Below are 22098 nucleotides of genomic sequence, written 5' to 3'. Positions count from 1 at the left end.
TCTTCCTGCTGCTCCACGATGTACGCCGCCAGGGTGCCCTTCCGTTCCGCGAGCAGGTACTGCTCTTCCACGATGATCTCGTTGCAGATTTCGATGCACTCGTCGCAAATCAGCACCTTTGGCCCCGCAATCAACTTGCTGACCTCGTGGTGTGACTTGTTGCAGAACGAGCAATACAGCGTGTCGGGGTCCTTCTTGCGGCGGCGCGGCTTCTTCGGTTCGTCCATGGGGCGGAAAGGGCCAGCGGAACTGCTTGGCCTGGTCGAAGTGGGAAAAGTGGGACATTAGCATGCCCCGCCCTCCAGTTTTTGCGCGGCCAGGGCTGCACGGATGACTTCATCCACCCTGCGGGCCTTCCATGCGTCTTGTGGCGGATCTGAGAGAAGCACCACACCGTGACTGTCGCGGGCCAATATGAGCGCAGCCCGCAGTTTGTCCACACCGCCCGCACGCTTCGCGCAATCCCCGCCGTCCTTGTTAGCCCGGGTCTTGAGGGCGACGCATCGTTGCAGACCGCGTTCCGCCAGCTCCTTTGCTTGCTGGAAAGTCCCACCAAAGCCAGCGATGGTTCGTAAATGCGCTAGAGCTTCTTCCGTCTCCGCATTGCTCGGGGCTTGAGGCGCTACAAAGACGGCGTAAGCTTTTGTTGGCCACGGGCCAGGCTTCACATCCGCGTATTCCGCTGCCCACTGCTGCGCACATACCTCGGCTTGATGCTTGTCTGTGATGCGCGAGAAATATCGTGCGCCACATGGTGAATGCAGGACCGCCACATGGCCGATGGCGCGGCCCCCCGTTGACACCGCCTCGCTGGCCTGGTGCGCGGTACCCATCCTCCCTTCGAACGGGTCGCCGTGGACAGAGGCACCCCGGCAGGCCGCGCCCGCGCCGCCGGCATCATCCCGGCGAAGGGCAGGGGGCGCCACCGGGGTGTCTGCCGCGTCGGGGCGGTCCTGGAGCGTCTCGGCTGCCGCCTTCGGCAAGCACTCGCGCATTAGCCGGACCGCATACTCCGCGCCGGCCGCCCAGTCCTCCGCGCGTGGGCCCCATACCGTAATGCCGATCTCGGCTAAGCCTTCCTCCATAGCGAGGTCCGAAAGCGGCTGCGCCGGCCCAGCGGTAGCACCAGGAGCAACGTCAATAACGGCGCGGCTTTCGGCGGTGGCGCGGAGCATGGCAGCACCACCTTTAGGCACGTCGTTGGCCGGCCGAATGTTCCTCGCCTTACCCGGCTCAACAACGATAAAACCTAGTGTTGCCAAAGCGCGCACGTGTTCGTCAGCCGCGTTCGCAGACCGGAACCCCATCTCGTTGGCAATTTCCCTGCGCGTGGGCGGGGTTCCTCGTGCGATGCCGGCCTCGATGATTTGTAGGACGCGCTGCTGCTGTGTCGTTAATTCTCGGCGCAGGTGGTTGAGGTCGGGTTGCTTCATGCTGCCTCCCCCTCGACCTGGCGCAGCTTGAACCGCTCCGGGATCATCGGATGCGTGGCGAACCAGGCGGTTTCCTGCGTACACTCGCTCACGAATTGCTTGAACACCCGGGTAACGTCAGCAACGGCCCACACCTCGTAGTGCGACCCCTCGGCACTTTCGTGGTTGTTGCGCACCATGCCGTGAACCTTGAGGCTCAGCGGCAGTTCGCGCATGACCATGTCGACCACCCAGGCCGGCAGACCGTATCGCTTGTTCATCCTGGCGCGGATCTTGGTGATGGGTTCGCAGTTCTGCGGGCAGTGGTCCCAGACGCGGGTTTCAGCGAGCTGGCCGACTTGCTGGCGGACTTCCACGACGGCCTGTTCGGCCTGGCTCAGTCGGCGTTCCTGCTGCAGTAGTGCCTGGGCCTGGGCGACGAGCAGCTCCGCCGGAGACATGGGGGCGCTATACCGTCCCGTCTTGCGGATCGTCGGCAGCACCTCATCAAACACCCAGGCTTCGAACTTCTCTGCCGTCGGCAGATGGCTGTTCACGATCAGGCGGTACATGTCGCCCTCGGAGAGAATACGGGTTTCTTGCACGCGACCGAGGCTGTCGGGGATGGGGTGGTGTTTCGCCACCCCACGGCAATGCTGTTTGATGGCATTGACGGTGTCGGCGTAGCCGAGAGCCAGCGCCACGTCCCTGCCTACAAGATATACCTCTCCGTCAATCTCGACGGCGCGCACCGAGAAGCTGAACTCCGGATTGAAAAGTCGGGTGATGTTGCTCATTTCACACCGCCGTTCAGGTAGGCGCGGACTGCGGTGGCCAGTCGGCGCTTGCCGTTGTATTCGGCCTTCTTGAAGCCAGCCAGGACGGCGTATTCGCCCGATACGGCGTCCATCATGGCGTCCCATTGCGCGCTGTCGCGTTCCAGCCTGCCGAGGTTGTGCTTGCGCTTATAGGCGTTGCAAGCGTCGTCAAACAAGCTGTACGCGTGCCGGCTGGCATCTCCGAGCTTGTGCAGTTCGACAGCGCGTTCAGCGATGCGCAGCAGCGACTGCAGACGGGAAAGGGAAATGTGGTTCATAGTGCGATTCCTTCACAAGTCATCTGCATGGACCGCCGCAGGCCAACATGCCAGAATTCGTATTGGGTGACGGCCGGGCACTCCGCGATAAAGCTGGTGGCCGCCGATATGGCCGGGGGCGTCACGTCGCGGGTGACGTAGAGCGCAAAACCAACCGAGGCGGTGGCAGCCGCAACCACCACCAGGTCGCCGATGTCATCAGCGAGGCTCATAGCGGCCGCCCTCCCGGCGTGATACGCAGCGCGATGCGGACCATGGCGAGAACGACGTCCGGCGCCGTGCCGGTTTCCAGGGCATGGGCCACGTTGCCCAGCGCCGCGGTGGCCTGGGCGTGCTGGATCCGCTCGTTGGTCATCTGCTCGCGGACCTGATCGAGTTCGCGCTTGGCTTCGTCGTAGAGCCGCGTGTACAGCGCGCGGCCGCGGACGGCCGCCGCCAGCTGTTCGGTAGGGGTGCGGGGCTTATTCATCGCGCGGGCCCTCCTGCACGAACCGCTGCTGCTCGGCGGGCGACAGCGAGTACATGTAGATGTCCTCGGTCAGATTTTGTGCGCCGGCCACAGGATCGCTGCTGATTTCGGCGGTGACCAACAGCGCACCGATTGCGTCGAGGAAACCGCTCCGCGCCGCCTCTGGCAGGGCGTCATGCGTTTCGCGCAGCATGGATGGGACGAAGTTGCCGGCGGCAGCGTCGGCACGGGTGACGAGGTCGAGATACCACGCCTCTGCGGCCCGGTGGCCGGCGAGTTCCGCCGCGGTGAAGGTGGCGAGATAGCTCATGCCGCACCTCCCGCGCGCAAGACGTCAAGGGTGTCGTCTATCTCTTCCAGATGGTGCCCCAGCAGATCCCGGGTGGCGTTCATCAGCGTGTCGATGTCAGAGATATCGGGGTTGGGCAGTTTGTCCGCAGCGTCGAGGATGGCCAGGGCATGGACAAAGCCTTGCCGCGCGCGCTCCAGGAATGCGATTTCTTTGGAGGTGGTCATGCTTGACCTCCATTGACTGCGGCAATGGCGGCGCCGGACTTGTCGTTGATCTCGGCTGCCAGGAAGAACGCTTGGGCGATCAGGCTTTCGCGCAGGTCGCCGTCCAGTTCCTCGAAGATCGCATAGCCGTTGCCCGTCATCATGTCGAGCAGGGCACGGAGCCGCAGCGAGGTTTCGCGGATGTCCTCCAGCGCGCTGCTCGCGGCAACCAGAGTGGAGTTGGGGGCGAGGTTCATGCTGCCTCCCCTTCGCTGTTGGACGCGCTGATTACTGCCTGCAGCGCGCAGATCGTGTCGCAGGCCAAACTGGCATTGCGCTCGGCGATGTCGGTTCCGATCCGGGCCAGGGTTTCGAGATGAAGGGCTGCGACGGAGCCTTGTTCCAGGCCGCCGCCGCCATCCATCGCGCGGTCTTCGATCGCGCAAAGCAGCGCGTTCATTTCGTCGATGTCGTTGGTCAGCTTGCGCAGCAAGTCAACGACATTGCCGGCCGTGGTCAGCAATTGGCGGTTGCTCATGCTGCACCTCCGCTCGCGGCGTACGCGGGCAGGCCCAACGCTTCGCGCAACTGGGCCCAGTTCGTTTCGTCCTCGGTCATCTCGAAGGCGAGGCGGTACAGGACGTGCTCATGGGTTTCGGGTGGGATGACGTCGCCGATGGCATTCAGCAGGGAGTAGATGCGAGCATCACGCTGCTGGAGCACATCGACGATCCATTGCGCCATCCCCATGTCGACAGGGGTGGTGTTCGAGGCGGCTCGGGTCATTGCGAAGCCTCCCCGTTCTTGGCAATGCGTGCTGCCTGATCAAGCATGCCCTGCGTGGTCATCTGCACGTAGTGACACAGGCTTTCAACGCCGGCCATCAAGCCCTGGACGGCCCAGGGGTCGAGCGGCTGGCAATCGTTGGCCTCGGGTTCGTAGGAGCTGTTGCCGACCATGCGAGCCATCACGTGGATTGCGGCGATGGTGCGCTCGATGCGGTGGATTGAAGCGAGGTGAACCTCGCCCAGTTCGGGCAGACTGTCCGCGGCCCAGGGATCGGCGACGAGATAGTGATTCATGCCGCACCTCCGCCTGCCGATTTCTCGGCCAGATCGGCCCATTCCTGGGCGCTTTCGGCTTCGAGGCCGGTGAGATCCAGCGCAATGTCAACGATCTCGGGGATGCTGAGGACGTTGACCCTCCCGGACGAAATGCCCTCGCCGATCACTACGAGCAACGCATTAGCGCGGCGCAGCGCCTCGGCGGCACGCCCCAGCGCGTTCGCAACTTCGCTCGGGGAAAGCGCCGGGGTCTTCCCCGATTGTGCGACCTGCTGTATATTTGCAGGCGTAGAAATCCCCTCCATCCCCGTGGGGCGGATTTTTTGCTTGGACATGGATCCCTCCAAAAGTCCGATTGAGGTGCAGCGGGTTCCAGCCGCTGTGCTTCACAAAACCCCGCCTTGTGCGGGGTTTTGCCTTACTGGCCTACGCCAGCGCCATTCCAAAGAGCGTTTCTCGCCTTACCCATGCCGCCTTTCTATGTGTGGTGGCTGTACGTCTCCCGCTTAAGGCGATGCCCTGACTGCTGGCTGCGGGTCCGTGGGTCGAACATTTCATTCAAGTGCGAATCGATAGTAAGCGGTGCCTAATGATTTGTCAATAGGCGTTGCCTAACGTTGTGTGCGACCAAGAAGCTCGCGCAACCGGTTATGATTTGACCGGTTGCGAAACTTTGGAGTTAATTGGGTGTCTTACCTTAGTTACCCGGTAAAGGGTCATGTGCCGCCGCGGCCGATCCCGGCGCCGCAGCCGCCAGCCCCGCCACCGTCGCGATAGGAGGTGCGTATGAGCGAGACCATCATGAAGTCTAAGGACCAGGTCCTTGGAGAGATTCGGTACGCGCAGCGCCTGGCCCAACGGACAGCCAGGCTGTATCGGCGCATCCAGGCCATATCAACCTTTTTGGCAATACTTGGCGGTGCTGGCGTGATGTCGGCCATGGCCACAAATTTTCCTGCTTGGGTTTCTGTTGCGGGGGCGGTAATTGCCGCTGTATTCGGCGCCATGGTGATTGTTATTCGTCCGGCCGACAAGGCGGTGCCGAATGAAATGGACATCAAGAAGTACGACGAACTTCTGACCAAGTCCCAGGGGCTAACGGCGGAACAAATTCTGCCGCTGCTGGCCGAAGCCCGAAAGACTGATGCGCCTGAAATCGAGTCGCTGCGGACCATCGCCTACAACGATGTCATGAGCGAAATAAATCGAGATGACCAAAAGATTCGGCCCAACGCTTACCAGGCGATGCTAGCTGTTATCGCCTGACGGCTTTCGCGTCGTTTGCGGATCTGTATTTAGCCGTCCGTTAGGGACGGCTTTTTCTTGCCCGTCTTGGTGTTAGGGTGCAGCCTCGCCTCGTGTATGCATAGGGGTAACGCTAGGAGCGAATCCAATGCCCTGCCTCATCATCCCTGAGTCGTGCCCCGGCCCACACAACCTGCCCTAGCACCCGGACGTCCACGCCGTTCTCTAAGGCGATGTCGGGATACGCGGGATTGAAAGACCTTGCTACCCAGCGTCCCGTCAATTTGTCCTTGGCGACGGTCTTCACCAGCATCTTGCCTTCGTAGTTGACTGCGTACACACCACCGTTCGCCAAGTCGCGGAGAGTCAGGCTCTCGTTTGGAACGACTAGCAACGCGGCACCGTCTTTGATGACCGGTTCCATGCTGTCGCCTTTTGCATACACCACCCGGCCGCGTCCTTTGTCTGCGCCCACTGAGCGTAGGAACGAACTGCGGAATTGGATCATTCCGGTTGCAAGCTCGTTGTCGTTCTCGATCCCGTCGCCCGCTGCCAAGCGGACGTCCGCTAACTCAGGAACCTTCTCGAACTTGTCGTTAGCAGCGTGAGGCTCGCCAGGACCGACATTGGCTACTACGTCTGCAGCCATGCTGAAACGGCGCAGACCGGATCTGCTCTCCGATTGTTTTGTAGCTTTGCCGCCCGGCTCCCATGGGGCCGGCGGAAGTCCAGGGATTCGCATTGGGAACTCGTCAGCTGCGCTGTCCATGTCGACCAGTCCACTTACTAGAGGGCGTTTCAACGCTCCGGTGAGTGCGGTTGGCTGTTGACTGACTTTGAGGCCTAACTTCATCTGGCCGATAGCTAGCGCCATCGCTCCCCCCAAAGCTGTCAATTGTTCTGATGAAAGCGCACGAATATCGTCTTCGGAAACGAACGGGAATGGCCAAGGCTTGGCTTGTGCGAGTGTTGGTTCTGCCGTGCCGAGATCTGGCCAAGCTTTAAGACCCCAATGCTCGGGGCCAACCACGTCCGAAAAATATCTCCACAGTTCGGGCAGCTTGTCCTTCGATATCGAGCCTTTCTTGATCCAATCATGGATCGAAGGCGGTTTCACATTGAAGTGGCGCGCGATTGCCGCTTGCGACACGGCACCGCCGCTCGCCAGCTTCAATTCGATGGCCGTCTTAATTGCGGCCCCAAGGTCTTTTCCGTTAAGCATCGCCTAATTTTAAAGTGTTTTTCTAGTTAGGCAATACCTATTGACAGTAGATAGGCGGCGCCTAATAATACGGCATGGACACGAAACCTTGCCACGAACCTTTGCTCCGGGCTTGCCACCTTGTTGGCGGGCAAGCTGCACTAGCGCGCCTCTTGGGCGTTGCCCCGTCGACGGTAAATCAATGGGTCACTCTCGTGCGCCCCATACCGTTCGAACGATGCTTGGGAATTGAAGCCGCTGTAGCGGCCCAAGTTGTTTGTGAAGAACTGCTGCCGTCGTTTAACTGGGCGGCGCTTCGTAAACGTGGACGGGCACGCAAACGCCGCGGGGTGGCCGTTTCCGAACTCGCTGCCCTGGACCCTGCCCATGCCTAACGCCGACACCACCCTCATCGACCGCGCCGAAGAGGCCGGGGTTTCGCTGGCCACCTACACCGAGACGCGACAGGTCCAGCACCGCGGCGTGCGCCACGTCGAGTCGCCGCGTGAGGTGGTGGCAAAGCGGTTCGAAGGCTGCGCGCCGCAGTCGTTCGATGGCTTCCCGCGTGCGGAATCTCTGTGGCGCCATGTCCCTGGCGACATCACGACACCGCCAGCACCCGGCGCCATCTGGATCGGCTCGGGGGACGCGTGAACATGGCCACCTTCGACTTCCTCATTCTTGTCCTAGTGCTGGCGGTGCTAGCGCTGGGCAACTGGCCGCCGACGATATGAATACCGCCGTCTCGATTCTGATCCTGATCGCTGCGTTTACGTGGCTGCTGATGTTGATCACTGGATGCTGCGTCGGCGTATGGGTGCTGTGGCGCCGCCGCGGCATGCGCAAGTGGATTGCCGATTTCGATCAAGGTCTGGAGCGCGAAGAGCACGCACGGGCCAACTTTCAACGCCGCCATCGGTTCAGGCCGTAGGCGGATATTGGTGTGCACACGGCTAGGGTAGCTCCCGAAAAGATGGACTCCTCCACCCATCCTGCCGCCGTGCCTTCTTTGTGGAGTGATGGAGGTTCTATGACCCCGCGAATTATTGTCCCGCTGCTCCGATATACCGACGCGCGCGGCAAGGAGCATGAGGTTTCTTTGGTCCAGCATCAGCACGACCAGCCCCCGCGCATCATCACCGGCACCGGTTCAAGCTGCTATGACCTGAATGTGCCCTTAGACGTAATGCTGGGCGTGACGATCAACGATCACCCGATCGTGCAACCGATAGGCGACGGCCCGGAGTGCATCGAACTAGACGCCACACGCGTCCGCGACGTAGCGGAAATGGCACTGCGCACCCTGCCGCCTCTTGCGGGTCGATTCCGCGTGGTCTGGGTTCCTGACGACGGGTTGCCGTTCTGAGGGCAGTGCTTTGACACACGACAGCACTTCTCCGCAGGTCGAGGACGGCCATACGCGCATCGCCAACGAGCTGCTAGAGGCAATGTGCCGGGCGGGCTTTTCGGCACGCCAGTGGGCCGTTGTGATGGCCGTGGTACGGAAGACCTACGGCTACGGAAAGAAGAGCGACGAGATAGGCCTTTCACAGTTGGAACAGATGACTGGTATCGCAAAGACCCATGTAGGGAAGACCGTGCGGGAACTCTGCGCTGCGGGCGTGCTGCGACGAGACTCGGGCGTTCACGGGCATCGTCTGAGCATCAATAAGCGGTACGGGCAATGGCAACTCGCTGCTCCCGGGGTGACTAAAGGAGTCACCGGAGTGACCAAATCAGTCACCCCAAGCGCAGTGACCGAAAAAGTCACCCCCGTGACCAAATCGGTCACCGTTGCCGAGGTGACCGAACCGGCCACCAGAGGTGACCAAAATAGTCACGGGGGTGACCAAATCGGTCACAGTGACCAAATTGGTTCTCAGGGGGTGACCGATTTGGTCACCACAAAAGGAAACTATACAAAAGAAAGAAAAACCCCCCCTATTCCCCCCAAGGGGGATGAGGGCGAGCCGGAAGGATTTGCCGAGGCTTGGGCTGCGTATCCGAAACGTCAAGGCGGCAATCCTCGCGGCACTGCTGTGAAGGCGTGGAAGGCTCGTTTGCGCAGCGGCGTGACGCCAACCGAGATGATCGCTGGGGTGCGGGCATACGCTACGCACTGCCGTGCCGAAGGCAGGGTCGGAACGTCGTTCGTGATGATGGCAGCAACCTTCTTCGGCCCCGACCTGCGATTCCGGGATTTCTCGGAATCCCGCCCTGGTCATAGCCCAGAGGGCGAGGGTCAATCGGCGGGCGTTGCTCCTGGCTCGCCATTGGACATCGATACGAATCCGGCTTGGCTGGCTCAGACGGGCTACGCCAGTGTTTGGGAGGCGATCAGCGACGGGTGCACGGAGCACACGTACCGGTGGTTCCGTGACGGCCAACGCATCCCCAAGGAGGCCGCATGAACGCCGGCGAACTCGCACGTGCCATGGCGGCAGCGGCGTCGGCCCTCGTGCCGTACCTGCTGCCCCAAGGCAAGAAGGCCGGTCCGGAGTGGAAAGTCGGCAGCGTCGGAGGCGAGGCGGGGTCGTCACTGTCGGTGCGCCTGACGGGCAACAAGGCGGGCGTTTGGTCGGACTTCAGCACCGGCGAGTCCGGCGACCTGCTGGACCTGTGGGCTGCGGTGCGTTGCTGCAGCGTGGCAGATGCGATGCGCGATGCAAAATCGCACCTGGGCATTCGAGACGAAATGCCGCCGCGGGCTGCGCCGACGTACAAGCGTCCGGCCAAGCCGCAGTGTCACACCCCCAAGTCCAGAGTCCGGGAGTGGCTGCTTGGCCGCGGCTTGACTGAGGAGACCATTGCCGCGTTCAAGATCGGCGAACAGGAACGGGGAGGGAAAAGCTACGCGGTGTTTCCGTACCTTCGCGATGGCGAGTTGGTGAACGCGAAGCGGCGCAATCCTGACGACAAGAAGGACATGCTGCAGGAGGGAGGCGCAGAGCCCTGCCTGTTCGGTTGGCACTTGATCGACCTGAAGGCGCGGCGAGTGGCGATCTTCGAAGGCGAAATTGACGCCATGACCGGCCACCAGATGGGGATTCCATCCCTGTCGGTGAACGCGGGGGCGGGAAACCATCAATGGATCGAGAATGACTGGGACCGCCTGCAGCAGTTTAGCGACATCGTCCTGTGCTACGACAACGACGAAGCGGGCCAGAAGGGGGCCAGGGAAGTAGCCCAGCGTCTGGGCGTCGAGCGCTGCCGCATCGCCGTGTTCGGCCAGGCTAAGGACGCGAACGAGTACCTGACCGAATACAAGGCCAGCGGTGAGGACTTCGACCACGCTATCCGTGCCGCGCGATACATGGACCCGGAGGAGTTGCGGCCGATTTCCGATTTCATGGGCGACGTGATGGGAATGTTCTACCCATCACACGACGCGCCACGGCTGCCCACCTTGGCGTTTTGCGGAAGAACCTACGACTGGTGGGAATGGCGCCCGGCAGAGGTGAGCGTGTGGACTGGCATCAACGGCCACGGCAAGAGCTTGATGCTGATGCAGGCGCTCATACCGGTCATGCAGGCCGGCGAGCGGATCTGTGTGTTCTCAGGCGAATTGCCTGCGCGAGTGCAGTTGAAGCGCTTGTCCAAGCAGATCACGGGCCTTGATCGGCCATCGCAGCCCTTTTTGCGCCACGTCGCGGACTGGCTGGAAGACCGCGCCTGGGTCTTCGATACGGTCGGCGCGGCAACCATAGACCGACTTTTAGACGTGTTCAGGTACGGCGCTCGCCGATACGGCATCAAGCACTTCGTCATAGACAGTCTGATGACCACGGATGTTCCGGAAGACGGCCCGGGGGCGATGACCGCCCAAAAGACAGCAATGCGCAAGATTGTCGCTTTCTGCCACGCGACGAATTCGCACGTTCACCTGGTTGCCCATCCGCGGAAGGGCCAAACGGAGGACAAGGCACCGGGCAAGCTGGATGTTGCCGGTAGCGGCCATATCACCAATGGTGCTGACAACGTTTTTGTCGTCTGGTCTGCCCGAAAGGAGGTAGGTCACGAAGACGAAAAGCCCGACGCCAGCCTGGAGCTTGTCAAGGATCGGAACGGCGAGGCTGGGCATCGAAAGATATACCTGTTCTTTTGCCGTGAGGCCCAGCAGTTCACGCCGGATAACAACCGGCGAGGTCGTTCATACATCGAGTTCAGCACACAGGCTGAGCCGGCTTAGCAGTTTTATGCGGTACATCGCCACCTGCTTCCAGTGGGCCGGCGTTGCGCTTTACCGAGAGCACCGTCCGAGACGGCTCTGCGGTTGAGCTTGTGGCGCGCTTGCTGCGCGTCCCTCCCTACAACCCTGGAATCGTTTAAGGAACTGATCATGCTCGATCAAAACAATCCCGAAGCTTGGCTGGAAATCCCGTATCAGCAAACTGGCGCAGCCGCGCCCGCGCAAGCCGTGCCGCGCAACTCGCCCCCCGTCGAACATGCCATGGCATACGCGCCGTGCCGCTGCTGGCGCTGCCGCGGGGGCGTGGCCCTTGCTGACCGCCCGACGCTGGATCGGCTCCTGGCTAAACACCTAATGACGCTCAGTGCGCCGGCGCGCGGGCAATGGCTGCTCATGTGGGCCGGACACCCTCGCCATGACGCGGACGCGCGGGAGCAATTGAAAACTTGGGTGCGCATCGCTGGTGGAAGCGGTGAAGCAGAGCCGGAATACTCCGTGTACTCGATGCCGGAGGACGCATGAGCGAACGCAATACGCCGTTCCCGCGCGTGGCCGTTGCGCTGGCCTACGCATTCAGTGACGAACGGCACACCACCAATCGACCCGCAATGGCTCGCGCGGCGGATGATCGCCTTGGTGAGCCGGGGCAACTTTCGGGAATGGATGGAGCAGCCGAAATCGCAAAGGTCCGGCAGTTCCTGGGGCGTGGCCTTGACCCACTGCATTTTGCGGTGCTGTTTGCGCGGTATGGGCAGCGCAAGGCCTGCTGCAAGCACTGCAACACCGAAGGCGATCATCCCGAGTGGGTTGGAGCGATGTACAAGGTCGCAACGGCGCTAGGCGGATACCTCTCGATGCGCACCGCCCATAGCGAGCTTCTGTATGCCATTGTGCGTCGCTATTACGACAGCGGCAGCGTTCGAACCCTTCAGGCCCTGGCCGACGACTACGCGTGCAAAGTTCGCAGTGTCGAGCGGGCAAGCGCCAAAGCGGCCAACTGGTTGCGGGGAACCCGTGAGAAGAAGGGCATCGAGCCGATCTATGGCGTAGAGCAGGCCGCGCATGCTGCAGCCGAAAAGCTGCTACGAGACGGCGGATTTATCCCGTAAACGTTGACACTGGCGAAAACGCCCGCCATAATCCGTCATAACGGGTTTCCTCAGAACTCCGCCTACCCAAAAGCCCGCCAGCGAAAGCAGCGGGCTTTTTGCGTTCTTGGCCCAGGGAAAAGGCACGGCCAGCCGTTGGATGATGGGGTGGGCGTCCGCTAAACTCGGAGCAGTTCAGTAGGAGGCTACAGCGTTATGGCGCGCAGGCAGGAGCTTTCACAGATGTCCCCAAAGGACCGAAGATTGATAGATCGCGTGATTCGGTCTCACGCATACCTGAGGGCGCCAGCGGTCCAGCGTGAACTCACAGGTATGGGTATAGATCTCCCGCTTTGGACGTTGTATCGGCGTATGGGGCAACTGAAGGCGGAGGATGCAGCCGCTCCCAAAGAGTCCGGCACAATCGTGCACGTCATTGATCGCAAAATGGGCACCATGAAGGTGATCGAAGTGGCAGTGGCATCCTCGCGGGTCGAGACGGCTGTACTTCGGTTGGCTCGCCACGCAAAAGTCGGGCGGTAGCGATATGTCGTATCGCTGCGTCTCCCAAAGCCCTCCAGCTGATCCAGCGGGCTTTTGACTTTTTTTGAATGGCCAATGAAGATCTCCAATGACTGGCTGCTGCGTTGGCAGACCCCGAACGGCGGCTACAACAAGAGGCAGCTGACTATATTGGGCGTGCCGTGGCCGCCCAAGCGCGGATGGAAACACGACGTTTTAGATACTGACGTGTCGGATGAGGTCGCACGTGCTTTTGAGGTGGCCGCGGGCCGCCAAGAGGTCAACTAAGTCCGAATGTGTGACGCGACCATCTGAACGATTGTGCCGTCCGGGAGCTGGTAGCGACCAGACCCAAGCCAAGAGACGTGTTGTCCATCGGGCAGGCAGCAGTAGAAAAAGGCGGGATGCTCTTCCCCTGGCAGGAACCGGCATCGCCTTTCTATCCGGTATGTCGTGCCATCGTCGGCTGCCACTATTAGTTCAAGGATGGGCTTGCTGTAGTTGTTCATCATCGCGCACCTCCTTCGTACATTTGCATCGTTTTAGGCAATTGGGGCACCTCTGCCAAGTGGCGTCAATACACCTTTGGGCCACGTCCCGCTCAAAGCGGTGCAGCATTTCCTGTGGTTTTGCGGGCTTGGCCGAGTGGTCAGGCTGCGGCCTTCCACGCCGCCTACGCGGGTTCGATCCCTGCAGCCCGCTCCAGACAAACGAAAGCCCCGATTCGGATTCTCCGGTCGGGGCTTTTTCATTGCAGCTATAGAAGACGGCGACAGCCGGAGAATCGCGAGTTCCCCAGCTGACAGCCGAAACACGGGGAAAGCCGTGATCGACCCAAGGCCGTCCCACCTGTACAGGCGGGGGCCAGTTTACATGGACGCTCACAAGTGGCAAAACCGATCATTCCCTGGCTGGGTGGCAAGCGCCGCCTGGCCGACAAGATTCTTCCCCTTTTCCCAAAGCACTCCTGCTACGTCGAACCCTTCGCCGGGGGCGCAGCCCTGCTTTTTGCCAGGTCCGAGCCGGCCAAGGTCGAGGTGTTGAACGACATCAACGGCGACCTGGTCAACCTATACCGAGTGGTGCAGCACCACCTGGAAGAGTTCGTGCGGCAGTTCAAGTGGGCGCTGACCAGCCGGCAGATGTTCAAGTGGCAGAAGGAAGCACGGCCTGAGACGCTGACCGACATTCAACGGGCTGCGCGCTTCTACTATCTGATGCAGAACTGCTTCAGCGGCAAGCTGGAGGGCATGTCGTTCGGCACGGCCACGACGGCGCCGCCGGGCCTGAATCTGCTGCGCTTGGAAGAGACGCTGTCCGCAGCCCACCTGCGCTTGGCGCGCATCTACGTCGAGCATCTGCCATGGCTGGATTGCGTCAAGCGCTACGACCGGCCGCATACGCTCTTTTACATGGACCCGCCGTACTGGGACACGGCCGGCTACGGCGTGGAGTTCGGCATCGAGCAGTACGCCGCGATGGCTGATTCCATGCGGTCGATGAAAGGTCGCGCGCTGGTCAGCGTCAATGACCACCCGAAGATGCGCGAAGCCTTCGCCGGCTTTTCCATGCAGGTGCTGGACATCCGGCACACGGTTGGCGGGGGCGCGGGCGTGCCGCGCGCCGAGCTGTTGATTCAGAACTGGGCCGACTGACGGCCCCAATCAATCCGAACCTTCGCCATCGAGGGCCGCACGCTGGGCATGGCGTGCGGGTATGGGATCATCGCCGCCGGGCGGTGTGCGGTTGGTGGCACCCGGTACCTTTTACGTGGACCGCAAAATAATCAAGGCAGCGTCGGGCCGCTCGTTGCTCAGAAGCCAAGACCGTAGTTGAGTAGGGGGAGATAGTCAAAATTCCCCTTTGTGGCCTTTTCTTTCCGATCTAGATCAATTACCACCATGCGGTCTTTGGTGGAGTCAAACCTCGTTTCTAGATACAGAGTGCTGCACAGGCCGGCGGCATTGTCGTCGGCTTGGAGGGCGAAGAATGAAGATGTTTCATCCCAGGGCGAGAGCATGGCAAGGTCTTTTACCTTGTCGACAAAAGAATCGTAGCGGTCCTGGTAGGTCGAGTCGTTCTTGAATCTGAAAGTGACGATGAAATGCGCCATGCGAGATCCCAAAGTGAGGTGAAAGTGAAAGCTCTTGCACAACTATTGACGGAGCCGGTTCTTGACGGTGACCGTGTCGCTCGAAATAACTGGGCCAATCTACAGCGCATGATGCGACGGAGAGACGGTTTCTTAATGAGAGGTGAGTGTCTTGTTGAGATTGTGGATGATGTCGTTCCAGTGCAGGCTCTGGAAGAAGGCCTTCCATGGCGTGGGTGCAATGAACTTGAATCCATTTCCGTATCTCCAAACCGGGACGACTGTTCCGGCCAATCCCGCTGACTGAGCGCAAATCTGAAGTTGATCGATGATGTCTTGTTGGACGCCGGGCGGCTTTGTTCCAAACGCTGGATCAAGCGGGACAATGATCATGTCTTGCCCTTGTTGTCTGATATGCGCGATCTTGTAGTCAGCCATATTGGCTCTCCAAAAGGTGGAAGCACCAATCCACCATAGCAATGAATTCTTACGACTTTGTAAGAAATGACATTGGCTGAGGCGAGTGATGATCGAAATCAAGATCACGTCCAACCTGAAAGACGTCCTGCGGCGCATTGACACGTTCACTTCGAAGCAGCTGCCGTTTGCGATGGCGCAGGCCATCAACGCGACCGCTGCACGTGTCCAAGCCGCGGAACAGGACAACATCAAGGCGACTTTCGACAGCCCGACGCCATTCACGCAGAAGTCTGTCGGGGTAAGCAAGGCGCGCAAGTCTTCCCCGGCGGCAGTGGTCTACATCAAGAAGATCGCGGCCGCCTACCTGCTGCCCTACGAGACAGGCGGTGTCCATAAGCTGAATAGCCGGGCGCTGCTGAATCCCAAGGGGGTGAAGCTGAATAGCTACGGCAACCTGTCGCGCGCCGCAATGGGGCGCCTGAAGGCAAGGCCGGACGTCTATGTAGGCTCGATACGCACGCGCAATGGCCAGGCCGTAAATGGGGTGTGGCAGCGCGTTGCGCCCAAGCGGGCGCGTGGCGTGAAGGCAGGTGGGCGGCGCCAGGCGGTGAAGACTGGGCAACTGGCCAACCAGCAGAACCGGGGCGGAAGCCTGAGGCTCTTGATCCGCTTCGGCGATGCGCTCCCCGTGAAGAAGCAATTGAACTTCGGCACGACCGCGCGCGAAGTGGTCGAGCGGCATTTCCCGGGGGACTTCGACGCCGCCCTGGCGCAGGCCCTGAAAACTGCAAAGTGAGGAAGCACATGGAAGGTATGACCGCAATCACCACTGCCCAGCTGCGCGCTGCCGTGAACGCCTGGGAACTGGACGTGCGCGCCGACCGCGACGCATTCGTGCAGGACAGCGAAGCCCGAGCGCTGCCGCTTGGTGAGCAGGTGGACGGCGTCGTGGCGACCATCGTTGGATACGCGGCCAGGTTCAACGCCGATGGGTCCCCTCTGGGGGGGTAAGCACCGCGGGCATTGCGCGCCGCGTTTTGTGCCCAGCGCTGAGGTGCTAAAGGTGTTCGCACCCTGTTCGCACCGACACATCAAACAGGCCAGGAGCGCGCATTTACGCGGCTCTAGCGCATTTCTGGGGGTGCAAACAGGTGTTTGCACTGGTGTTCGCATTCTGTTCGCACGGGCACGTTCGCGCTTTCAGTTGAAACGCAATGCCCGTGCGGGCTTGCGGTGTTTTGCGCCGCTGCAATCACGCCTGGAATTGAGGTGCGAACATGACATTAGGAGGTGTTCGCACCGTGGCAATAGCGGAAAAGGGTCTGTCGATCCGGGAGTTCGCTCGTCGGGAAGGCTGCTCCGACACGCTGGTGCGGCGCGCGATCACGCAAGGGCGGCTGAAGGCGAAGAAGGATGGAACCCTCGACCCGGCTCTTATCGGCTCGCCATGGCGTCAGGCTAATGCGACGGCTTCGAAGCCTGCGGCAAAGGCCGCGAAGCCACCGGCGAGTCGCCAGTCGGTCGATCCCCAGGGCGCCGCAGATGGGGCGGCTGGAGATGGCGATTCGCTGGAGGCCGAGGCCGCCCGGATATTGAACGAGGGCGACGGCGTCGACTACGCCGAGGCCTTGCGTCGAAAGGAAAACTGGCTGGCGCTATTGCGGCAGCTTGAATACGAACAGAAATCCGGGGTGCTGGTGGAGCTTGCCGTGGCTCAGGCCGTACTTTTCGAAGCCTCTCGGGGGCAGCGCGATGCGTGGCTGAACTGGCCCGCGAAGATTGGGCCGCTGCTGGCCGCCGAGCTTGGGCTGGAAGAGGCCGACCGGGTCACCGAGGCTTTGACTGCGCATGTCCACAAACAAATCTCAGAACTTGGCGAACCCGCCGCCGACTTCAGCCCGAGATAAGCGGGACGCACTGTTGCGGGCTGCGCGCCAGGGCTGGACGCCACCACCGCGTATCAGCGTACCGGACTGGGCGGATCGCTTTCGGAAGCTGGCGAAAGAGGCCGGCAGTACCTCGGGGAACTGGTCGACCAGCACTGTAGAGGTCGCGCGTGGCCCCATGCTCGCGCCGACGGAACCTGGCGTGCATGTGATCACGGCCATGGTCAGCACGCAGATGCTGAAGACCGCGTTACTGGAGAACATTTTCGGGTACTTCGCACACCTGGACCCTTGCCCGATGCTGCTGCTGCAGCCCAAGGAAGACGCCGCAGAGCAATTCAGCAAGGAGCGTATCAACCCCATGGTGCGTGTGACGCCGGTGCTGCGCGAACTGGTGGGATCCAGCAAGACGAGAACCGCCGACGAAACGCTGCTGTTTAAGTCGTTCCCCGGTGGCTTCTTGGCTTTGGCAGGCGCCGGTAGCCCTGACAACCTGGCGCGTCGGCCGGTACGGGTAATTCTCGCTGACGAAGTGGACAAGTACCCGGTCACCCGCGAGGGTGATCCGATTTCGCTTGCCGAGGAACGCACCGCGAGTTTCGGCGCCAACTGGCTGTCGGTGCGTGCTTGCTCGCCGACCGTACAGGACGAAAGCCGCATCGAGAAAAGCTACTTGTCATCGGACCAGCGGCGCGCCTCGGTGTGTTGCCCTGGGTGTGGCCATCGTCAGTTCCTGGATTTCTTTCGTCATGTCGACTGGAAGAAGCGCAAGGATGATAAGGGCGTCGTGCAGGAGCATTTTCCCAAGACCGCTCGGATCTTCTGCGAGGCCTGCGGCTTGGGCTGGTCGGAGGGCGATCGACTGCGGGCGCTTCAAACTGTGCGGTGGCACCAGACGCGGCCGTTCAGCTGCTGCGGTGGCCGTCACGTCCCTCTAGATATGTACGAGCGTGCCTGGCGAGATGCCGAAGCCAAGGACCCCGGCAGCGGCGGCATCGCTGCAGTGGATGACGTCTGGGACTGGTGGGTCAGCGATCGCCATGCCGTCTATCGGTCGAAGTGCCCGGACTGCGGTACTTGGGCCGTGGACAATCAGCACGCCGGTTTCCAAGCCAGCAAGCTGTATTCGCCCTGGACGAAGGACAAACCCTCAGACATCGCCGCCAAGTGGTTGGCGGCGAAGGACGATGAGGATCTGAAGCAGGCATGGTGGAACACGCAGATGGGCATGCCCTACCGGGCGCACAGCGGCAAGGATTTGGATCTGGAAACGCTGGCTGCGCGTGGCGAGCTATGGGCCGCTCAGGTGCCCTTCGGCGTTGGGGTGCTAACTGCCGGCCTGGATGTTCAGCCGGACCGTGTTGAGTGTGAGGTGGTCGGGTGGGGCCGGGATGAAGAAAGCTGGTCCATCGATTATGAGGTGTTCGAAGGTGATCCGGAAACGCCAGAACTGTGGGCGCGCGTTGACGCATATCTGCTGAAGAAGTGGTATCGCCACGACGGCAGGCCGTACAGCGTGTCGGCGGCGTGTATCGACTCTGGCGGTCATAACACGCAGCGCGTGTATGAATTCGCCAAGGCCCGATTGGGGAGACGGATTTATGCCATCAAGGGAGAATCTGCACGGAACGGGCAGCGCTCGCCGGTTTGGCCCACGAAGGTGCCCAGCCGACGAAACAAGGCCACGTATCGCCCGACCATCATCGGCGTCAACACGGCAAAGGACACGATTCGGAACCGGTTGAACAAGGACGCGCCGGGGCCTGGATTTATGCACTTCCCAGCGGACCGCGACCTGAATTACTACGCGCAGCTCACGTCTGAGCGAATCGTGGTCAAGGAAGCGAGCGGGCACAAGTTCCGGGTGTGGGAGCTGCCATCGGGACGCGCCAATGAGGCGCTGGATTGCCGGGTCTACGCCTATGCCGCGCTATGCGCGCTGATCCACTTCGGTCTCAAGCTGAATCGAACTGTCGAGGAACTGGCCGAGGTCCTGCATGGAGCGCCTCCTTTGCCTGAGGGCGAGGTCTCCGTCGCGCCGACTCCATCGGCTGGCGTCGTCCAGGGTGGTCCAACGGTGCGAGTCAAGGCAGCGGTTCCAGCGCGCTCGCGGGTGAGCAAACTTGCATAACGAGGTACGCAATGAGCGTCTATGACGGAATGAGCCGGGCGGACATGCAGGCGCGGCTGGCCGCCCTGCAAGCTGCCTATTTTGAACTTCTGACGGGAAAGCAGGTGGCCGCGGCCAGCTACGCGCAGTCGGACGGGTCGAAGTCTGTCACCTATAGGGCGGCGGACTTGAGCCGGCTCCAGGGCGAAATCGCTCTCCTGCAGCAGCTGCTCGGGATTGCCCCTCGGGGGCGCCGGCAGATCAACTTCGTGATGCGCTGATGGAAAACTCAATTTCTATCCTCGACAGGCACGGTAAGCCTTTGCCCACCGTCCGCCGCCGTGGGGCCATGTTGGCGCCAGGTAGCAACGCGCCCTATGACGCTGCCGATCAGAACGGTGGTCACGTTCGCGACTGGCATCCATACCTTGGGTCGCCGGACGGCGAGGTCAATATGTACCGCGACCGCCTGGCGGCGAGATCGCGTGACCTGATCCGCAATGACGGCTGGGCAACGGCTGCGGTGATGCGGACCGTCGACAACGTCATCGGGCCGGACTTCCGACCAATTTCGAAGCCCGACTATCGCTGGCTGCGGACGGTGACTGGTATCAAGGCGTTCGACCATCGCTGGGCCGACGAGTTTGGTCAGGCGGTGGAAGCGAACTGGAGGTCGTGGGCGAACGACCCGGCCTTCTACTGCGATTCGGAACGGATGCTGTCGTTTCCCCAGATGATGCAGCTGGGGTTTCGGCACCACCTCATCGACGGGGATTCGCTCTCGATGTTGCATTGGCTGCCGGAGCGTATCGGGATCGGGCGCGCCCGCTACGCAACCGCTGTGCAGATCATGGATCCGGACCGTCTCTCCAATCCGCAGCAGAACTTCGACCAACAGGTTATGCGGGGAGGTGTGGAGGTCGATGGCTATGGCGTGCCGACCTGGTATCACATCCGCCGCGCGCATCAGGGGGATTGGTTCAGCGCAGGCGACAGCGTGCGATGGGATCGCATTCCTAGAGAGACGGATTGGGGGCGTCCGGTTGTGGTGCATAGCTTCGATCATGATCGGGCCTCGCAGCATCGCGGCGTGGGTTTTCTGACGCCGGTGATACAGCGATTCAAGATGTTGATCAAGTACGACAGCACCGAGCTTGACGCGGCCATCATCAATGCGTTCTTTGCCGCATACATCCAAAGTCCGTTCGATCCCGACTTGGTCGAAGAGGCGCTGTCCGGCTCGGAAAAGGTGAGCGCGTATCAACACGAACGGTCGCAGTTTCACCAAGAACGCCGAACGCGCATGGGCGATGTCGGTATGACGCACCTGTACCCAGGCGAGACCATCGGCACGGTCGCATCAAGTAGGCCGAGCAGCAATTTCGCGTCGTTCGAAAGCGCGATGTTGCGGCATTTTTCGGCCGGCACCGGCTTGGCGGCGCAGCAAATCAGCCAGAACTGGGCCGAGGTGAACTACAGCGCCTATCGGTCCGCCATGCTGGAGGCGTGGAAAACCTTCTCCCGTCGACGGATCGGCTTCGCCTCCGGGCAGGCCCACCCGATCTATTGCGCATGGTTGGAAGAATCCATGGAAGTGGATGACTATCCGATGCCGAAGAACGCGCCGGAGTTCATAGAGGCGCGCGCGGCGTATGCGCGAGCCAAGTGGATGGGACCCGGGCGGGGGCTGGTCGACATCGTGAAGGAACGTCAAGGCGCGCTGCTCGGCATCGACGGCGGCATGTCGTCGCTTGAGGATGAATGCGCCGAGATTTCTGGCACGGACTGGCGAGACGTCGCCGACCGTCGCGCTATCGAAATGGAGCGCTACGAAAGATTGGGGCTTCCCATTCCCGCTGTGCTTCAAGGGGTGGATTCGAAAGAGGCTGCCCAAGTACCGGAGGAAAAATAAATGCGTTTTGCGCACTTGGGACAGCGGCTGTTCAACACGCCGCTGGCAATTCGCCAGGATAAGGCCGAGGTCATCATGGCGGCGCTGGCCGAGCGGCTGGGAGTTAGCCAGATCATGCGCTTGGACGGAGCGAACCTTCGCCCGATGGCCTGGGACGACTATGACGACGACCTGACCAGGCCGGGCGAGACGATTCGCGACGCCGGCTATGACATGGTGGGTGATACGCCGGTGGCCTGCATCAAGGTGCACGGCACGCTGGTGCAAAAGCTCGGCTCACTTCGTCCCTACTCGGGCATGACCGGCTATGACGGGATCCGGCAGAGCATTCTCAGCGCTCACGCGGACCCGAAAGTCGAGGCGATTGTGCTCGATGTGGACTCACCGGGCGGCGAGGTCGCGGGCTGCTTCGACCTGGTCGACACCATCTACGGCCTTCGGGGTGATAAGCCCATTTGGGCCATCCTGACGGAGTCGGCCTATTCGGCGGGCTATGCGATTGCCAGCGCCGCTGACAGGATCATCCTGCCACGCACCGGTGGCGTTGGCTCCATCGGCGTGATCGTGATGCACGTCGATCTATCCAAGGCGCTGACAGCGTCTGGGGTGGCGGTGACCTTCATCACCTACGGCAGTCACAAGGCGGATTTCCGCCCGGAACTCCCGCTATCGGAAGAGGCGCTGAACAGCGTCCAGACCGAAATCAACACCATGGGCGAGCTGTTCGTGGGAACCGTCGCCCGCAATCGGAACATCGCGCCCGAGTCTGTGCGCGACACCCAGGCCGCCTGCTTCATGGGGGCGGTCGGCGTCGGCCGCGGCTTGGCGGACGCAGTCATGGCGCCCGACGCCGCCTTTCTTGAACTGCTGGACCTGCTGGGCCGGTAAACAACCTGT

33 protein-coding genes, 1 tRNA gene and 1 pseudogene are annotated in these 22098 nt (G+C 61.4%); 19 read left to right on the top strand and 16 right to left on the bottom strand.

The window, feature by feature from the left end:
* Positions 1-62: 62 nt before the first annotated feature.
* The 13 genes and pseudogenes from CEY09_RS32515 to CEY09_RS14645 all read right to left on the bottom strand — a co-directional run.
* Positions 63-227: pseudogene (locus CEY09_RS32515) on the bottom strand (ClpX C4-type zinc finger protein); the annotation flags it as partial.
* Positions 228-284: 57 nt separating this feature from the next.
* Positions 285-1433, bottom strand: a complete 1149-nt coding sequence (locus tag CEY09_RS14700) for a LexA family protein (RefSeq protein WP_088589174.1) — start codon at positions 1431-1433, stop codon at positions 285-287.
* On the bottom strand, positions 1430-2209 hold the full coding sequence (locus tag CEY09_RS14695; protein WP_088589173.1) for a BRO-N domain-containing protein: 780 nt from the start codon (positions 2207-2209) through the stop codon (positions 1430-1432). Before CEY09_RS14695 ends, CEY09_RS14700 begins: the two co-directional genes overlap by 4 nt.
* Positions 2206-2508, bottom strand: a complete 303-nt coding sequence (locus CEY09_RS14690; protein WP_088589172.1) for a hypothetical protein — start codon at positions 2506-2508, stop codon at positions 2206-2208. Before CEY09_RS14690 ends, CEY09_RS14695 begins: the two co-directional genes overlap by 4 nt.
* Entirely contained in the window at positions 2505-2720 is a 216-nt protein-coding gene (locus CEY09_RS14685) for a hypothetical protein (protein ID WP_088589171.1), read from the bottom strand. The genes CEY09_RS14690 and CEY09_RS14685 overlap by 4 nt, the downstream gene beginning before the upstream one ends.
* Complete coding sequence (locus CEY09_RS14680; protein WP_088589170.1) at positions 2717-2977, bottom strand: hypothetical protein; 261 nt, start codon at positions 2975-2977, stop codon at positions 2717-2719. The genes CEY09_RS14685 and CEY09_RS14680 overlap by 4 nt, the downstream gene beginning before the upstream one ends.
* On the bottom strand, positions 2970-3287 hold the full coding sequence (locus CEY09_RS14675) for a hypothetical protein (RefSeq protein ID WP_088589169.1): 318 nt from the start codon (positions 3285-3287) through the stop codon (positions 2970-2972). Before CEY09_RS14675 ends, CEY09_RS14680 begins: the two co-directional genes overlap by 8 nt.
* Positions 3284-3493, bottom strand: coding sequence for a hypothetical protein (locus tag CEY09_RS14670; RefSeq protein ID WP_026383227.1), 210 nt, complete (start codon positions 3491-3493; stop codon positions 3284-3286). The genes CEY09_RS14675 and CEY09_RS14670 overlap by 4 nt, the downstream gene beginning before the upstream one ends.
* The gene (locus tag CEY09_RS14665; RefSeq protein WP_088589168.1) at positions 3490-3729 is read right to left on the bottom strand and encodes a hypothetical protein; all 240 of its coding nucleotides are present in this window, start codon (positions 3727-3729) and stop codon (positions 3490-3492) included. The genes CEY09_RS14670 and CEY09_RS14665 overlap by 4 nt, the downstream gene beginning before the upstream one ends.
* Positions 3726-4010 (bottom strand): hypothetical protein, encoded by a 285-nt coding sequence (locus tag CEY09_RS14660; protein ID WP_088589167.1) that lies wholly within the window; start codon positions 4008-4010, stop codon positions 3726-3728. The genes CEY09_RS14665 and CEY09_RS14660 overlap by 4 nt, the downstream gene beginning before the upstream one ends.
* Positions 4007-4258: a hypothetical protein gene (locus CEY09_RS14655; RefSeq protein WP_088589166.1), complete on the bottom strand. Its 252-nt coding sequence runs from the start codon at positions 4256-4258 to the stop codon at positions 4007-4009. Before CEY09_RS14655 ends, CEY09_RS14660 begins: the two co-directional genes overlap by 4 nt.
* Complete coding sequence (locus tag CEY09_RS14650; RefSeq protein ID WP_026383231.1) at positions 4255-4554, bottom strand: hypothetical protein; 300 nt, start codon at positions 4552-4554, stop codon at positions 4255-4257. Before CEY09_RS14650 ends, CEY09_RS14655 begins: the two co-directional genes overlap by 4 nt.
* Positions 4551-4871, bottom strand: a complete 321-nt coding sequence (locus CEY09_RS14645; RefSeq protein ID WP_088589165.1) for a hypothetical protein — start codon at positions 4869-4871, stop codon at positions 4551-4553. Before CEY09_RS14645 ends, CEY09_RS14650 begins: the two co-directional genes overlap by 4 nt.
* A gap of 451 nt (positions 4872-5322) precedes the next feature.
* On the opposite strand from CEY09_RS14645, the gene CEY09_RS14640 reads away from it, so the two are divergent.
* The gene (locus tag CEY09_RS14640; protein ID WP_088589164.1) at positions 5323-5802 is read left to right on the top strand and encodes a hypothetical protein; all 480 of its coding nucleotides are present in this window, start codon (positions 5323-5325) and stop codon (positions 5800-5802) included.
* A 112-nt stretch (positions 5803-5914) separates the two neighbouring features.
* Here CEY09_RS14640 and CEY09_RS14635 read toward each other — a convergent pair whose 3' ends face one another.
* Positions 5915-7003 carry a S24 family peptidase gene (locus CEY09_RS14635; protein WP_088589163.1) on the bottom strand — a complete coding sequence of 363 codons (1089 nt, stop codon included), beginning with the start codon at positions 7001-7003 and terminating at the stop codon, positions 5915-5917.
* Between the two features lie 74 nt (positions 7004-7077).
* Here CEY09_RS14635 and CEY09_RS14630 point away from each other — a divergent pair, with 74 nt between their 5' ends.
* The 11 genes from CEY09_RS14630 to CEY09_RS14570 all read left to right on the top strand — a co-directional run bounded on the left by CEY09_RS14630 (position 7078) and on the right by CEY09_RS14570 (position 14436).
* Complete coding sequence (locus CEY09_RS14630) at positions 7078-7377, top strand: helix-turn-helix domain-containing protein (protein ID WP_088589162.1); 300 nt, start codon at positions 7078-7080, stop codon at positions 7375-7377.
* A complete protein-coding gene (locus CEY09_RS14625; RefSeq protein WP_167390071.1) occupies positions 7307-7636 on the top strand; it encodes a hypothetical protein in 330 nt (109 codons plus the stop codon). The genes CEY09_RS14630 and CEY09_RS14625 overlap by 71 nt, the downstream gene beginning before the upstream one ends.
* Positions 7637-7712: 76 nt before the next feature.
* Complete coding sequence (locus tag CEY09_RS14620) at positions 7713-7913, top strand: hypothetical protein (protein WP_088589160.1); 201 nt, start codon at positions 7713-7715, stop codon at positions 7911-7913.
* 99 nt (positions 7914-8012) lie between these two features.
* Entirely contained in the window at positions 8013-8348 is a 336-nt protein-coding gene (locus CEY09_RS14615) for a hypothetical protein (protein WP_088589159.1), read from the top strand.
* Between the two features lie 10 nt (positions 8349-8358).
* Positions 8359-9393, top strand: a complete 1035-nt coding sequence (locus CEY09_RS32395; RefSeq protein ID WP_158218671.1) for a replication protein — start codon at positions 8359-8361, stop codon at positions 9391-9393.
* Positions 9390-11171 carry a toprim domain-containing protein gene (locus CEY09_RS14605; RefSeq protein ID WP_088589157.1) on the top strand — a complete coding sequence of 594 codons (1782 nt, stop codon included), beginning with the start codon at positions 9390-9392 and terminating at the stop codon, positions 11169-11171. The genes CEY09_RS32395 and CEY09_RS14605 overlap by 4 nt, the downstream gene beginning before the upstream one ends.
* 150 nt (positions 11172-11321) lie before the next feature.
* Positions 11322-11693: a hypothetical protein gene (locus tag CEY09_RS14600; protein WP_088589156.1), complete on the top strand. Its 372-nt coding sequence runs from the start codon at positions 11322-11324 to the stop codon at positions 11691-11693.
* On the top strand, positions 11690-12280 hold the full coding sequence (locus CEY09_RS14595) for a hypothetical protein (protein ID WP_088589155.1): 591 nt from the start codon (positions 11690-11692) through the stop codon (positions 12278-12280). The genes CEY09_RS14600 and CEY09_RS14595 overlap by 4 nt, the downstream gene beginning before the upstream one ends.
* Before the next feature lie 597 nt (positions 12281-12877).
* On the top strand, positions 12878-13069 hold the full coding sequence (locus CEY09_RS14585) for a hypothetical protein (protein ID WP_088589153.1): 192 nt from the start codon (positions 12878-12880) through the stop codon (positions 13067-13069).
* Positions 13070-13412: 343 nt separating this feature from the next.
* Positions 13413-13486: transfer RNA gene (locus CEY09_RS14575), tRNA-Gly, on the top strand.
* Positions 13487-13668: 182 nt separating this feature from the next.
* Complete coding sequence (locus tag CEY09_RS14570; RefSeq protein ID WP_088589151.1) at positions 13669-14436, top strand: DNA adenine methylase; 768 nt, start codon at positions 13669-13671, stop codon at positions 14434-14436.
* A 158-nt stretch (positions 14437-14594) separates the two neighbouring features.
* Here CEY09_RS14570 and CEY09_RS14565 read toward each other — a convergent pair whose 3' ends face one another.
* Both CEY09_RS14565 and CEY09_RS14560 read right to left on the bottom strand, forming a co-directional pair.
* Entirely contained in the window at positions 14595-14894 is a 300-nt protein-coding gene (locus CEY09_RS14565; protein ID WP_088589150.1) for a hypothetical protein, read from the bottom strand.
* 132 nt (positions 14895-15026) lie between these two features.
* The gene (locus tag CEY09_RS14560; RefSeq protein WP_088589149.1) at positions 15027-15311 is read right to left on the bottom strand and encodes a hypothetical protein; all 285 of its coding nucleotides are present in this window, start codon (positions 15309-15311) and stop codon (positions 15027-15029) included.
* An 88-nt stretch (positions 15312-15399) separates the two neighbouring features.
* Here CEY09_RS14560 and CEY09_RS14555 point away from each other — a divergent pair, with 88 nt between their 5' ends.
* The 7 genes from CEY09_RS14555 to CEY09_RS14525 all read left to right on the top strand — a co-directional run bounded on the left by CEY09_RS14555 (position 15400) and on the right by CEY09_RS14525 (position 22089).
* Positions 15400-16089: a hypothetical protein gene (locus CEY09_RS14555; protein WP_088589148.1), complete on the top strand. Its 690-nt coding sequence runs from the start codon at positions 15400-15402 to the stop codon at positions 16087-16089.
* A gap of 17 nt (positions 16090-16106) precedes the next feature.
* Positions 16107-16304 (top strand): hypothetical protein, encoded by a 198-nt coding sequence (locus tag CEY09_RS14550; protein ID WP_143219558.1) that lies wholly within the window; start codon positions 16107-16109, stop codon positions 16302-16304.
* Between the two features lie 266 nt (positions 16305-16570).
* Complete coding sequence (locus CEY09_RS14545; RefSeq protein ID WP_088589146.1) at positions 16571-17200, top strand: hypothetical protein; 630 nt, start codon at positions 16571-16573, stop codon at positions 17198-17200.
* The gene (locus tag CEY09_RS14540; RefSeq protein WP_088589145.1) at positions 17142-19310 is read left to right on the top strand and encodes a phage terminase large subunit family protein; all 2169 of its coding nucleotides are present in this window, start codon (positions 17142-17144) and stop codon (positions 19308-19310) included. Before CEY09_RS14545 ends, CEY09_RS14540 begins: the two co-directional genes overlap by 59 nt.
* An 11-nt stretch (positions 19311-19321) precedes the next feature.
* Positions 19322-19570, top strand: a complete 249-nt coding sequence (gene gpW / locus CEY09_RS14535) for a gpW family head-tail joining protein (RefSeq protein ID WP_088589144.1) — start codon at positions 19322-19324, stop codon at positions 19568-19570.
* Positions 19570-21201: a phage portal protein gene (locus tag CEY09_RS14530; RefSeq protein WP_208625058.1), complete on the top strand. Its 1632-nt coding sequence runs from the start codon at positions 19570-19572 to the stop codon at positions 21199-21201. Before gpW ends, CEY09_RS14530 begins: the two co-directional genes overlap by 1 nt.
* The gene (locus tag CEY09_RS14525) at positions 21202-22089 is read left to right on the top strand and encodes a S49 family peptidase (protein WP_088589143.1); all 888 of its coding nucleotides are present in this window, start codon (positions 21202-21204) and stop codon (positions 22087-22089) included.
* The last annotated feature ends 9 nt before the right edge of the window (positions 22090-22098 follow it).

It is taken from the genome of Achromobacter marplatensis (genome assembly GCF_002209535.1).
In the GTDB taxonomy this organism is placed as follows: Bacteria; Pseudomonadota; Gammaproteobacteria; order Burkholderiales; family Burkholderiaceae_B; genus Achromobacter; species Achromobacter marplatensis.
The sequence above is the reverse complement of the archived record's forward strand: the minus strand, read 5'-3'. Positions and strand labels throughout refer to the sequence as shown.